Source organism: Flagellimonas alvinocaridis, assembly GCF_965248585.1.
GTDB classification, from domain to species: Bacteria; Bacteroidota; Bacteroidia; order Flavobacteriales; family Flavobacteriaceae; genus Flagellimonas; species Flagellimonas alvinocaridis.
The window spans coordinates 1,189,319-1,202,477 of record NZ_OZ252111.1; the positions used below are offsets into that span (position 1 = coordinate 1,189,319).

10 protein-coding genes are annotated in these 13,159 nt (G+C 42.4%); 1 reads left to right on the forward strand and 9 read right to left on the reverse strand.

The features are described 5' to 3' along the window. Positions 1-87: 87 nt before the first annotated feature. The 6 genes from ACP14V_RS05445 to ACP14V_RS05470 form a co-directional block, all read right to left on the reverse strand. A complete protein-coding gene (locus ACP14V_RS05445) occupies positions 88-564 on the reverse strand; it encodes a Dps family protein (RefSeq protein ID WP_272609666.1) in 477 nt (158 codons plus the stop codon). 179 nt (positions 565-743) lie between these two features. Continuing rightward, positions 744-2,012, reverse strand: a complete 1,269-nt coding sequence (locus ACP14V_RS05450; protein ID WP_272609667.1) for an adenylosuccinate synthase — start codon at positions 2,010-2,012, stop codon at positions 744-746. Positions 2,013-2,024: 12 nt separating this feature from the next. Continuing rightward, entirely contained in the window at positions 2,025-2,480 is a 456-nt protein-coding gene (locus ACP14V_RS05455) for a Fur family transcriptional regulator (protein WP_136565903.1), read from the reverse strand. Between the two features lie 43 nt (positions 2,481-2,523). Further along, positions 2,524-4,728 carry a RelA/SpoT family protein gene (locus tag ACP14V_RS05460; RefSeq protein ID WP_424987920.1) on the reverse strand — a complete coding sequence of 735 codons (2,205 nt, stop codon included), beginning with the start codon at positions 4,726-4,728 and terminating at the stop codon, positions 2,524-2,526. A gap of 44 nt (positions 4,729-4,772) precedes the next feature. Then, positions 4,773-6,005: a M48 family metallopeptidase gene (locus ACP14V_RS05465; RefSeq protein ID WP_272609669.1), complete on the reverse strand. Its 1,233-nt coding sequence runs from the start codon at positions 6,003-6,005 to the stop codon at positions 4,773-4,775. 3 nt (positions 6,006-6,008) lie between these two features. After that, positions 6,009-6,809, reverse strand: a complete 801-nt coding sequence (locus tag ACP14V_RS05470; RefSeq protein ID WP_272610291.1) for a TrmH family RNA methyltransferase — start codon at positions 6,807-6,809, stop codon at positions 6,009-6,011. A 71-nt stretch (positions 6,810-6,880) separates the two neighbouring features. On the opposite strand from ACP14V_RS05470, the gene ACP14V_RS05475 reads away from it, so the two are divergent. Then, positions 6,881-7,684 carry a DUF6503 family protein gene (locus ACP14V_RS05475; RefSeq protein ID WP_272609670.1) on the forward strand — a complete coding sequence of 268 codons (804 nt, stop codon included), beginning with the start codon at positions 6,881-6,883 and terminating at the stop codon, positions 7,682-7,684. A gap of 62 nt (positions 7,685-7,746) precedes the next feature. Here ACP14V_RS05475 and ACP14V_RS05480 read toward each other — a convergent pair whose 3' ends face one another. Genes ACP14V_RS05480 through ACP14V_RS05490 form a run of 3 tightly spaced genes read right to left on the reverse strand, consistent with a single transcriptional unit; the run spans position 7,747 to position 13,127 of the window. Beyond that, the gene (locus tag ACP14V_RS05480) at positions 7,747-9,039 is read right to left on the reverse strand and encodes an amidohydrolase family protein (RefSeq protein WP_272609671.1); all 1,293 of its coding nucleotides are present in this window, start codon (positions 9,037-9,039) and stop codon (positions 7,747-7,749) included. Between the two features lie 9 nt (positions 9,040-9,048). Then, complete coding sequence (locus ACP14V_RS05485; RefSeq protein ID WP_272609672.1) at positions 9,049-11,988, reverse strand: amidohydrolase family protein; 2,940 nt, start codon at positions 11,986-11,988, stop codon at positions 9,049-9,051. Positions 11,989-12,047: 59 nt separating this feature from the next. Next, a complete protein-coding gene (locus ACP14V_RS05490; RefSeq protein WP_272609673.1) occupies positions 12,048-13,127 on the reverse strand; it encodes a DUF3810 domain-containing protein in 1,080 nt (359 codons plus the stop codon). Positions 13,128-13,159 lie beyond the last annotated feature (32 nt).

Below are 13,159 nucleotides of genomic sequence, written 5' to 3' on the forward strand. Positions count from 1 at the left end.
AGAATTTTGTCCAAAAGTATGACTTTTAATGCAAGTGGCATACGGTATTTGGAAAGCTTTGGGATTTGAAAAGGATTGTGATTTTCTCTATCCGTTAAGATAAGCGGTGTACATCCAGATGAGTTTTTCTTGTTCCCTGATATAATCGCTCATCAAGGCATTTGTGCCTTCGTCATTGGAATCCCCTGACATTTCCAAGAGTTCCCTTTCCAAAGGTAGGAGTACTTCATATCCTTTTAGGATTTGGGTAACAGCCTCAACGCCGTTGGATATGTTTTTAGCCTCTTTGATTTTGGACAATCCCATATAGTCGCCATAAGTGTGTAGTGGGGTAAATCCCAAGGTCAGGATTCTTTCGGCAATCTCATCGATTTTTATAAGGGAGTCGTTGTAAAGCTCTTCAAACTTCAGATGTAGTTCAAAAAACTTTTCTCCTTTTATATTCCAATGAAATCCTCTAGCATTCATATAGAATATTTGATAGTTGGCCAAAAGCTGATTTAATTTTTCCGATAAGGCTTTTGAAGCATTCTTATCGAGACCAATTTGATTAAGGGTAGCCATAAATGTTGCTTTTAAATGATTTTCAGCCCTATCTACAATGATTTAGGGCTCCTCTATTTATCATTACAAATTTACGGATAACGAAGCGTAGCTTTGGTGACCTAAGTCACAAAGAAACCCTAACTTCCTACATGGACTAGGGAATCTAGGGTTGATTTATGGCTTTTCCGAAGGAAAGATTATCTGTGTATGGTCTGAAGCCTATCAGGACCTACGGAAACAATCTTGATTGGAACTTCCAATTGCTGTTCCAAGAATGCGATGTAATCATTCAAAGCAGGGGGTAATTCCTCTGCTTTTGTAAGTTTGGTAAGGTCTTTTGCCCAACCCTTCATTTCGGTGTACAAAGGTGTTACATGTTCTTCCTCAATATTGTAAGGTAGGTGTTTTATCTCTTCACCCTTGTATTTGTAAGCAGTACAAACCTTGATGGTTTTAAAGCCGCTAAGTACATCGGCTTTCATCATCATAAGTTCTGTTACCCCATTGATTTGAACGGCATATTTCAAAGCTACCAAATCCAACCAACCACAACGGCGCGGTCTTCCAGTAGTGGCGCCAAATTCATTTCCTACGCGGCCCATGGTCTCACCATCCTCATCAAAAAGCTCGGTAGGGAAGGGGCCACTGCCCACACGGGTGGTGTACGCCTTGAAAATCCCGAATACCCTTTTTATTTTATTGGGAGCCACACCCAATCCGGTACAAGCTCCTGCAGCGGTGGTATTGGACGAGGTTACATAGGGATAGGTGCCAAAGTCAATATCCAGTAATGAACCTTGTGCGCCTTCAGCCAGTATTTTTTTACCTTCGGCCTGTGCTTTGAAAACATATTCCTCACTGTCGATGAAGGTCAATTTCTTCAACATTTCAACACCTTCACAGAATTCGGCTTCCAACTCGGCCAAATTGTACTGTATATCCACATTGTAGAAACTAATCATGGCTTCATGCTTATCGGCTAAAGCACGATATTTGGTTTTCCAGTCCTCAAATTCCAAATCGCCCACACGCATACCGTTACGACCTGTCTTGTCCATATAGGTAGGTCCAATGCCCTTTAATGTGGAGCCTATTTTGGCTTTTCCCTTGGCGGCTTCAGAAGCGGCATCCAATAATCTGTGGGTAGGCAAGATCAAATGTGCTTTTCTGGAAATCAACAATTTGGAAACGATGTCAATGTTGAACTTCTCCAAATTGTCCAACTCTTTTTTAAAGATCACGGGGTCTATGACCACGCCATTTCCCACAATGTTAATGGCGTTTTTATGAAAAATGCCCGAAGGAATGGTGTGCAATACGTGTTTAATACCATCGAATTCCAAGGTGTGTCCAGCGTTTGGACCTCCTTGAAAGCGGGCTATGATATCGTATTTCTTGGTCAGTACATCAACAATTTTTCCTTTTCCTTCGTCTCCCCATTGGAGTCCAAGCAATAAATCTACCATGAAATGTGTGGGTTATTCGGTTAGGTTCTTTTCTTTGTTACGGGTGCCGTAAAAGTATAATGAATGTGTATTGATCTTAATGTCAAAAACCTCTTCAATGGTTTTTTTGATGGATTGTATGCGGGGATCACAGAATTCCACAACTTCTCCAGTATCTGTTAAAATAACGTGGTCGTGTTGACGATCAAAATAGGATTTTTCATATTGTGCCTGGCTCTTTCCAAACTGATGTTTTCGAACCAATTTGCACTCCAACAACAATTCTATGGTGTTGTAAAGCGTTGCCCGACTTACCCTGTAGTTTTTGGTTTTCATTTTAATGTAAAGCGATTCTACATCAAAATGGTCGTCACTTTCATAAATCTCCTGTAGAATGGCGTAGCGCTCAGGTGTTTTACGATGTCCCTTTTCCTCAAGGAAGGCAGTGAACACATTCTTTACGATTTCCTGATTTTTGTTGTTCCCCATGGCTTTCTCTACCTATGCTAATGCACAAAGGTACAGCTAAAAATTAAATTCTGGTCACTTTATCTATTCCCTCTACCCGCTTTAGATTATCCATTAGCTTTTTAAGGATATTGTTGTTTTTTACAACCAAGGTGATCTTTCCGGTAAACGTGCCCCCGTCTGCATTAAAGTTTAGGTTTCTCATGTTCACGTGCATATTGTCCGAAATGATTCGGGTAATATCATTGACCAATCCCAAATTATCGATACCGGCCAATTTAATGTCAACGGAAAACTCCTCTTGGGTGGAATCTATCCACTTGGCACTCATGATCCGATAGGCGTAGTTGGATTGCATGGAAATGGCGTTTGGACAATTCTTTTTGTGCACTTTTATACCATCGTTTACGCTGACAAAACCAAAAACATCATCACCGGGAATTGGATTACAGCATTGCGATAATTTGTAATTCAATTTTTCTTCCTCCTTTCCAAATACGAGCATGTCGTACTTGGTGGTAATTTCATCCCTATCAATGTCCTTTGGCGCCGGGGTTCGTCGAATCCTGTTTTTGAAGAAATTAAGGAAGGCATTATGATAGGATGAGGCAAAATCTTTCAACTTATCATTGTCAATGACCCCAATGCCCACACGATAGAATAGGTCAAGGCTGGTCTTTAACTTAAAATAGGTGACCAGTTTGTTTACGGTGTCCTCATTGAGGTTTATTTTTTGGGATTTCAACTTCCTTCGAAGGATTTCCTTTCCTTCGGCAGCTATGTTCTTTTTTTCCTCACCCAAAGAGGATTTTATCTTGGAACGTGCCCTGGCCGTCTGTGTATAATCCAACCATGTTTGGGTAGGTTTGGCACTTTCTGAGGTTATGATTTCCACTTGGTCGCCACTCCTGAGTTCGGTTCCCAGGGGTACAAGCTTTCCGTTTACACGGGCCCCGCGTGTTTTCATACCTATTTCGGTATGGATGTGAAAGGCGAAATCCAAGGCAGTGGCTCCTTTTGGCATAGACTTAAGATCTCCCTTGGGTGTAAAGACGAAAATTTCCTTGGAATATAGATTGAGTTTAAATTCCTCAACAAAATCCACGGCATTACCGTTAGCACTTTCCAAAGCTTCCTGGAGGCGGTTCAACCATCCCTCGATACCTTGTTCTTTTTGATCTCCGTGCTTGTATTTAAAGTGGGCGGCATACCCTTTCTCCGCAATTTCGTGCATTCGTTCACTTCGGATCTGTACTTCAACCCATTTTCCCTTGGGTCCCATTACGGTGATGTGCAGTGCCTCATATCCCGTGGATTTTGGAGAGGTGATCCAGTCTCGGAGCCGAACAGGGTTTGGGGTAAAGTGATCGGTAACAATGGAATAGATCTTCCAGGCCAGAAACTTTTCGTTTTTGCGGTCCGACTTGTATATGATCCGAATGGCAAACTTATCGTATACCTCATCAAAGGAGACATTTTGGGCCTTCATTTTTCTTCGGATGGAGAAAATGGATTTCATCCGTCCCTTAATGTGATAATTGAGGCCTTCCTTGTCCAACGAGTTTCGAATCACATCGGAGAAATCCTCGATATAGGCCATTTGGTCTTCCTCAGAATCCTCTATCTTGGCCTGAATGTCCTTGTACACTTCTGGTTCGGTATACTTTAGGGCCAGATCCTCAAGATGGGTCTTGATGTTGTACAGCCCAATCCTATGGGCCAATGGAGCATAGATATAAAGCGTTTCCGAAGCAATCTTTACCTGCTTGTGCTCGGGCATGGAATCCATGGTGAGCATGTTGTGGTACCGATCCGCTATTTTAATGATGATTACCCGGACATCGTCGTGGAGGGTCAGCAGCATTTTCCGAAAGTTTTCCGCTTGCTGACTGATATCCATGTCCTTTTTAAGGTGCGCTATCTTGGTAAGTCCGTCTACAATACGGGCCACAGTTTCTCCGAACATACGTTCAATATCTGCCAAGGTATAGGGGGTGTCCTCAACTACGTCATGGAGTAGGGCAGAAGCAATGGAAACAGCATCCAGACCAATTTTGGAAGCCACGATTTTGGCCACGGCAATAGGGTGGAAGATGTAGGCTTCACCAGATTTCCGACGTTGTTCCTTATGGGCATCTACGGCAACATCAAAGGCTGAGCGTATCAACTTCTTGTCCTCGTCGGTCAAAGTTTGATAGCTGATGCGAAGCAATTCCTTATACTGCTTGGCAATCTCTTTGTTCTCTTTTTCAATAGCAGCCTCCGTCATAGTATATTAAAGTTAGCATAAACTTTACAGGTAAACAACAAAAACTATGCCTTTAAGTTTCTGATTCGTTCTACCAAAGGGGGGTGGGAATAGTGGACAAAAACATAGGCGGGATGCGGGGTCAGATTACTCAGATTGTTCTTGGAGAGCTTTTTTAACGAACTGACCAAAGGGGGTGCCGAAAAGGTCGTTTTGGCATAGTCATCTGCTTGAAACTCAAACTTTCGCGACAAATAGTTCATGGCCAACCCGGTGATTTCCGATATGGGACTGTACAACAGGGCAAAACCAACAAGACCTGCATGGAAACTTGGAGTACTCACCCCAATGGCTCTCGAAATTTCAGGATTGTTGATGAAGAGCGAAAGAATGTACAGCGTAAAACCCATCAATGCCAAGGAAACTATTAGATTGAATATGATGTGCTTTCTTTTATAATGGCCAACCTCATGGGCCAATACAGCAACAATTTCCTCTTCGTTCAGGTCATTGATCAATGTATCGTACAGGGTAATGCGTTTTTCTTTCCCAAATCCAGAGAAATAAGCATTGGCCTTGGTGGATCGTTTGGATCCATCAATCACAAAGATGTTCTTTAATTCAAAGCCTACTTTTTGCGCATAGTTTTCAATGGCATTTTTTAAGCTGCCATCGTCCAAAGGAGTCTGTTTATTGAAAAGAGGAACTATCAATCGGCTATAAAATAGATTCATGAAAAGAATCACTGCTCCAATCATAATCCATGCATAGAGCCAAAACCTAGGGCCTGTCCATTGGTAAAAAAGAATGAAGAGCGAAAGTAGTCCACCGCCAAAAATCAGGGTGAGAACACCACCTTTGAGTTTGTCCAAAAAGAATAGCTTCTTGGTCGTTTTGTTAAAACCATAAGTTTCTTCAATAACAAAGGTCTTGTAATATGAAAAAGGTAATCCAATGATGGTACTACCCAAAACAATAATTCCAAAAAACAGCAATGCCATTGGTATGGTGTCTTCTGTAAAGGATCGTGTAAGACCATCGACCCATTCAAACCCGCCAAACCACAAAAAACAAAGGGTGGCCACCAACGAAAAACCGTCGGAAAAAAGCCCAAAACGATAATTGGTCGTTTTGTAGCTCTGAGACTTTCTGTATTCGGTTTCATCGAAAACATCAGACAGTTCTGATGGGACCTCCGATTTGAACTGTCTGGCATTAAGATATTCCAACAACAGGTGAACGAGGTACTGAACCACCAAAATAGCAAGGATTATATAAAAGAGTACATTCTTTTCCATAGCTTAAAATCCACGTTGCCGCTTGGCTTCAAATATAAGTATTGCAGCCGATACGGAGACATTCATGGAATCGATTTCCCCTTGCATGGGAATAATTAAATTTTGATGGGAATGCTGTAGCCATGTTTGGGTCAACCCTGTAGCCTCGGTGCCCACAACAATGGCAGAGGCTTGTTTAAAATCGCATTCCACATAATTTTTGGAGGCTGATAGTGCAGCACAATATATAGTGATGTTTTTCTCTTTGAGAAAAGCGATGATTTCTTCGGTTGTACCCATTCCAATCGTGTTGGTGAAAACGCACCCTACACTGGAACGGATAATGTTTGGGTTGTATAGATCGGATTTGGGGTTGGCAATAAGAACGGCATCCAGGGCAGCCGCGTCCGCGGTTCGTAACAAGGCTCCCACATTGCCTGGTTTTTCGGGGGCTTCGGCAACAAGGATCAATGGAGTTTTGTTCTTGAATTGAATCCCGTCCAAAGAGTGGGACTTGCTTTGGGCAATGGCCAAAATTCCTTCCGTGGTTTCCCGGTAGGCCATTTTTTCATAAACCTGTTGGGAGATTTGGATCAATTCGGTATAGGGATTCTCCAAAAACACATTGATATCAGTATCTGAAAGGACTTCAGTGCAAAAAAAAACGGTTTCCAAGGCATAGCCCCCTTTTTGGGCCAGTTTCATCTCACGTATGCCTTCTACAACAAAACGGCCCGTTTTCTTCCGTTCCCTGGCTTTTTCTTTAAGGAGCAGTGTTTTTTTAACCAAAGGATTTTGGATACTGCTGATCAATTTGGCTTTCATCACATTCCAAAAATAGAGATTCCTGTAATTAATGAAAGGGGTTTTCGACCAATCGTGAAATTTTATGTACCATGAAAAAAATAACCATCCTCGCCCTAGTACTGATTCTAGGGTCATGCAGGCCCAATGTCAAAAAGGAAGAGACACCAAAAACTTTCGAGGCCAAAACCAATGAACAAACTTCTAATTATCCTGATGCCATGATGCAGGTTTTTGATGCCCATGGCGGATTGAAACAGTGGAAGCAACAACGAACCCTGTCATATATTATCCCTAATCCCGATAAGCCAGAGACCCATACGGTGGACCTTTGGTCAAGAAGGGACCGAGTGGATGCCAAAGAAGTTTCCATGGGTTTTGATGGGGAGGAAATATGGTTGTTAGATCCTGAATCTACCTATGAGGGGGATGCCGCATTTTACCATAACCTGATGTTCTACTTCTATGCCATGCCTTTTGTACTGGCGGATGATGGAATAGTGTATGGTGAAGCTGATGCGTTGAGGTTTGAGGGGAAAGAGTTTCCCGGCGTAAAGATTGCCTATAAGTCTGGAGTAGGGGTTTCATCCAAGGATGAATATTTTATCCACACCGATCCAGATACCCATCAAATGGCTTGGTTGGGCTATACGGTTACTTATCGTACAGGTGAAAAATCGGATAACGTAAAATGGATTCGTTATAATGATTGGCAGACCGTAAATGGATTGGTCTTGCCCAAATCCATTACGTGGTACAATTATGAGGGAAGGGACATTCTTGATCCCAAAAGTACAGTGACATTCAAGGATGTTGCTGTGAGTTCCACTCCCAAGCCCAAAGAATTTTATGCCAAACCTGAAGGAGCTGTTTCGGTGGAGGCTAAAAAGAATTGATTACTGGTTACTGATTAATTTTGTTAAAATGGAAGCGACGTTCAATTGAACGCCGCTTTTTTTTATTTTCCTTGGTTTTCGTATCTGCCCATATACCGTTTCCAAAGTTCAGTCTGATGGGTTTCCAGGGAAATATCCCTGCCATCTATAAAAGCTTTGATAAGTTGGTTGGTGCGCATATCCAGAGCGTCTCCTTCAGAAATGAACAAGGTAGCACTCTTACCTACTTCCAAGGTGCCGTAGTGGGCATCGATTCCCAATATTTTGGCGGTGTTACCCGTTAATAATTGTAACGCTTTCTCTTTATCCAAGCCTTGACCAGCCACTTGTCCTGCATAGAAGGGTAGGTTTCTGGTCTGGAAGTTGGACATTGACTCATTTTGCAAGCCTACCAATAGTCCAGCATCTACCAATAACTTTGGTAACTTGTACGGGAAATCGTAATCATCGTCATCAAATTGGGGCAAGGCATGAGGCTGACTCACCAATACAGATACATTATGCTGTTTTAGGAAATCGGCCACTTTGTGCGCCCGGTATCCACCTACCAATACAATATGTGCTACACCTATCTTTTTTGCTATGGTTATGGCATCCATGATTTCCTTTTCTCCACTGGCGTGGATATACAAACGTTGGGAACCATCAAAGATTCCTTTCATCGCGGCAAAAGGTAGATGGGTTTCTTGAGCATTTCCACTTCCATACGCTTTTGCATTTTGGATGAAAGTTTGAACTTCATCAACCTGTTCTTGATAGTTTTTATTGGGTAAAAAGGCATTGGGCTCTCCTAACCATGAGCTACCTTTTCTGAACAGAGAGGGCCAATTGAGGTGAATTCCATCATCTAATTTTACTGCTGCGTCCTCCCAGTTCCACGCATCAAACTGTACAATGGTGGAAGTTCCGGAAATCCGACCTCCCCTAGGGGTAATTTGCCCCAAAAGAACCCCATTGGGCCGCATACTTTCTACAACCTTTGACTCTGCATTGTAGGCAATTATACTGCGTACGTTTGGAATCATTTCGCCAATCTCATCTTGATCGTTGCTGGCGCGTACTGCATCCACTTCCACAAGTCCCAAAGATTTTGATGGGGCTATAAAGCCAGGATACACATGTTTTCCTTGAGCATTGATCATGGTGCCAATGGTCGGTGCCATAAGATCGGATCCAATGGCTGTGATTTTTCCATCATTAAAAATGATGGTGCAGTTCTCTATCACTTCCCCATTGCCAATATGGGCAGTTGCACCAAAAATGGCAATTTGTTCCGTTTGTGCCGGGGCTGGTGTTTGCTGGGCGTTTGTGATAACCCCAAAACCTATTGCTATGATTAAAAATAGTTTCTTCATGATTCGTTTTTATAGGGTTTCACATTCAAATCGTTCTTTCTTGTTCTGTACTGGGGTCTGTGTTTTCCCCCCATTTTCTTTTTCATTCAACATCATGTTGATGAGTTGGTTTCTTTCCTGTTGTACAGATTCACGAATAGCTTGGTCTTTTTCAATATCAAAATAAACAGTGCCTTCTATCAAAGTTTTTTCCGCTTTTGCATAGATGGAAAGCGGGTGGGCATTCCAAAGCACCAAATCGGCGTCCTTACCTTCCTCAATACTTCCAACCCTATCATCCAAATGCAAAAGTTTGGCGGGGTTCAACGTAACGGTCTTCCATGCTTCAATTTCTGACATTCCTCCGTATTTTACGGTCTTTCCAGCTTCTTGATTCAGTCTTCTGGACATTTCTGCATCATCACTGTTGATGGCTACGGTAACTCCTTGACTGGCCATGATGGCGGCATTGTAGGGAATAGCATCGTTTACTTCAAATTTATAGGCCCACCAATCACTAAAGGTTGAACCTCCCACACCATGCTCTGCCATTTTATCGGCCAATTTGTAGCCCTCCAAAATATGGGTGAAGGTGTTCATTCTAAAACCAAATTTTTCTGCAACCTTCATCATCATATTGATTTCACTCTGTACATAAGAATGACAACTGATAAAGCGTTCGCTGTTCAAAATTTCGGAAAGTACTTCCATTTCTTCGTCATAACGTACAGGCTGCCCACTTTTCTTCTTGGCATCGTATTCCTTGGCGCGTTGGAAGTAATCGGTGTAAACTTGTTCCACACCCATTCTGGTTTGTGGAAAACGGGAATAGCTGTTCCAGTTGGACTGTTTTACATTTTCACCCAAGGCAAATTTTATAAACTTGGGAGAGTCTGGGAAAACCAATCCATCCGCATTTTCGCCCCATTTTAAGCGAAGAATGGCAGAACGCCCTCCAATGGGGTTGGCAGAACCGTGCAGTAATTGAACGGTGGTTACCCCACCGGCCAAGTTTCTGTATATGTCCAAATCCTTTGGGTCTATGGCATCCTTCATCCGAACTTCGGCAGAAGAATTATGACCAGCTTCGTTAATGGACAAAGCTGCAATATGTGTGTGTTCATCTATAATCCCGGAAGTTAGATGTTTTCCAGTGGCATCGACAGTTTTTGCCCCACCTGCGCGTAGGTCTTTGCCGACCTTGTCAATCTTGCCATTCTTTATAAGGACATCGGTGTTTTCCAAAATGGCGTTGCCAGTCCAAACAGTGGCATTTTTAAAGAGAATGTTTTCCTGTTGGGGTTTTGTTTTGTATCCGTAGCTCACATTGGGGTAGGTAACCGCCATAAGTTGGGGTTTTTGCGTGGAAGACGATTTTGACGTTTCCTTGAATGGCCCAGATTGGGTAAGGGTTACTGTAGTTTCAGTACCGTTGGGCAATACAATCTTCCCGCCGATATTTTGGGAATCTGATGAAACTTTTCCCGCGAAGCGATAGGACTCCGTACCATTTTCGGAAAAGGAAAGGTTCAGCCAATCGGTGGAGTATTCCAACTTAGCATCCACTTTTTCGGTTCCTTTTTTAAGCTCAACTTTGGGTTTGTTTACCTCTCCGGTAATGGAGGCGGTATAATTCTGTCCATTTATGGACACGGTATAATCCCCGCGAATGTCTTTTTGATCCTTGGATTGGATAACATTTTTGACACCTTGTACCCAGTTTTCGTAGAGGGTGGTTTCCTTTTCAAAGATATCTCCCGAAGCGATTAAAAAATTGGCCTGGCTACCGGGTTGTAGGGAGCCTATGTCGGACGATTTTCCCAAAATTGACGCTGGCACCGTAGTCAAAGCTTCCAAAGCTTTGGTTTTGGAAAGGCCATAGGTAATGGCTTTCATTAATTTGGATGAAAGGTCCGATGGAGATTTCAACTCATGTAAGGTAAATGAAAATTGAATCCCATTGTCCTCCAAAACTTTAGGGTTAGAGGGTGCTAAATTCCAATGACGCATATCTTTCAAGGCCACATATTGGGCTTCGTAAGGGTTGGAAACATCATAGGCATCCGGAAAATTTAGGGGAACGATCAATCGTGCATTGGTGGCCTTAACATCCGCTACGCGCTCATATTCGTCGCCTCCTGCTAAAATAGTATACTGGATTCCAAACAAATCTCCAATTTTATCGGCTCGAAGGATGTTACCATTCCCTCCGGCTGCAAAGATTTGGCTGAGACCCTTATTCCCTTCCAAGGCTTCCAAGGAGCGGTCGGTAGTTTCTACATTGCCTTTGTTGTACCAATCCAAATCATAATATAGCTGGCGCATCAAGGCCGTGGCTCCCATGATGGATGTAGGGTAAGACTGTCTTGAAGTGATGCTTTTATCAAATGAAAAATATTGGGCAGATTTGTCGGAAAGGATTCTTTGGGACTCTGAAGCTTTATCATTCAAGGCAACCAAAACACCGGTTCCGCGTGCTATTCCATCCTGAATATGTGAATTGACGACACCAAACCCTGCCTTACGTAGTTCTTCGGCCTTTTTACTATCATAGGAAAAACCACTGATGGCATTGTTCTCGGGCATAATATGATCGTTCCAGTAAAATCCTTCCCTATTGGGGTCGTATTGTGCCGACCTACCGCCGCCATCTGCTTTTTTCGGTTTTGCAACGCCATAGTCTGAGAATACATCGATAAAGGAAGGATAGATAGATTTTCCTTGAAGATCTTCAACAATGGCATTTTTGGGAATGCTAACCGACTTTCCTACTTGTACAACCTTTCCATCATGTATAAGGAGCGTACCGTTTTGGATAATTTGTGTCGGAGTCACATAGATTTTGGCATTGGTGAATGCCGTGTAGTTGTTGTTTTTTGTTTTGACACCGTCATTTTTTGGAAAATAGTCCTGTGCCATTAAAAAAGCACCGCCAAGGAAAAAGGCAAGTGCCACGAGTTTCATTTTCATATTACAATCAATTGAATTAGTCGCTTTAAAGGTAATTGAAGTAGAGGTATTGCACAACCCTAGGAAGAAGTCTCTTTTTTTAGGTGGAAATTGATCATTAGTCCAACCACCGAATTATAGCTTTTAATACCTTCTTCTTGATTGTTCATTTTTAAAAAGGTGTTGAAAATGGATTTAAAGACCGGTTCCAACGGATTTTGATAGTGGTCCCAGAAATCCCTGAGCTCTTGAAAATTCTTTTTTACCCCTGGATGGAGTGCTGCAATGATTTGCTTTGAAGTGTGCTCATCTTTTCTGGAAAGGTCGGAGAGGCAATACCCCAAGGCATTGTGGTATGCAGCATATTTAAAATAGGGGTCATTGTTTTGAACAGTGACCAAATACCCGATAAAATTGGTGGCATCCTCGGCCGAATAACCAAGTTGATGCCCCACTTCGTGTCCGCTTACCGTGGGCATACGAAATAAAGGGGTAATGCCATTGACCTGAGCTTCGTTGCTGAAAGGGTTCAAATACCCGCCATAGCCCATGTAGGTAAGTGGGATGCTAAAAATAGAAGTTTTGAGGCTGGGACTTTTGTATGCCAAGTCTGGATAGTCTTTTTTTAGTTTGATATATCCATCCTCAGTTTTTTTGAATATCTCCTTTTTAGAATAGGGAATCTGTACTGGGTCAATACTGTCACCGGTAATTTGATGCTGATATGCATTCGCTTTCTTGGCAAAGTATTGGGTCAATTGGGTCAGCTCTTCAAGGGTGTATTCCCGTTCTATGCCCAATTTCCATGTGATGGGCTGTCGGTAGTAATTCATTCCCCAAAGCAAATGAAAAGCAAAATAGACGATGGAAAGTACCACACCAATATTCTTGAGAAAATGTAGCGGTTTGGATTTTATGGTTTTCCTGTGTTTATATAGATAGCGGATGGCCAATATGCCAAGGGTCAGATAGAGTAAATCTCCCACGGAAAAAGGAATCCATCCCAAAAGAATCCTCAAAAATCTGGAAATAGGCAGATAGAGTCCATTGCTGTAATACGTCTCAACAAAGTTGGGGTATGCTGCCATCCATTTTACCAATACAACTTGGATAGGAAGCGCAATGAGGATGTAAGTTTTTACCTTTTCTTTTTTCAACATTTGAACATAAAAAAAGCCGCACGGAAAAGTAC

Bases quoted from the DNA above. Each gene is read 5' to 3' on its own strand.
- ACP14V_RS05465 (WP_272609669.1), bottom strand. From the start codon at position 6,005: ATGGAAAAGAATGTACTCTTTTATATAATCCTTGCTATTTTGGTGGTT.
- ACP14V_RS05450 (WP_272609667.1), bottom strand. From the start codon at position 2,012: ATGGTAGATTTATTGCTTGGACTCCAATGGGGAGACGAAGGAAAAGGA.
- ACP14V_RS05445 (WP_272609666.1), bottom strand. From the start codon at position 564: ATGGCTACCCTTAATCAAATTGGTCTCGATAAGAATGCTTCAAAAGCC.
- ACP14V_RS05480 (WP_272609671.1), bottom strand. From the start codon at position 9,039: ATGAAGAAACTATTTTTAATCATAGCAATAGGTTTTGGGGTTATCACA.
- ACP14V_RS05475 (WP_272609670.1), top strand. From the start codon at position 6,881: ATGAAAAAAATAACCATCCTCGCCCTAGTACTGATTCTAGGGTCATGC.
- ACP14V_RS05490 (WP_272609673.1), bottom strand. From the start codon at position 13,127: ATGTTGAAAAAAGAAAAGGTAAAAACTTACATCCTCATTGCGCTTCCT.
- ACP14V_RS05485 (WP_272609672.1), bottom strand. From the start codon at position 11,988: ATGAAAATGAAACTCGTGGCACTTGCCTTTTTCCTTGGCGGTGCTTTT.
- ACP14V_RS05460 (WP_424987920.1), bottom strand. From the start codon at position 4,728: ATGACGGAGGCTGCTATTGAAAAAGAGAACAAAGAGATTGCCAAGCAG.
- ACP14V_RS05455 (WP_136565903.1), bottom strand. From the start codon at position 2,480: ATGGGGAACAACAAAAATCAGGAAATCGTAAAGAATGTGTTCACTGCC.
- ACP14V_RS05470 (WP_272610291.1), bottom strand. From the start codon at position 6,809: ATGAAAGCCAAATTGATCAGCAGTATCCAAAATCCTTTGGTTAAAAAA.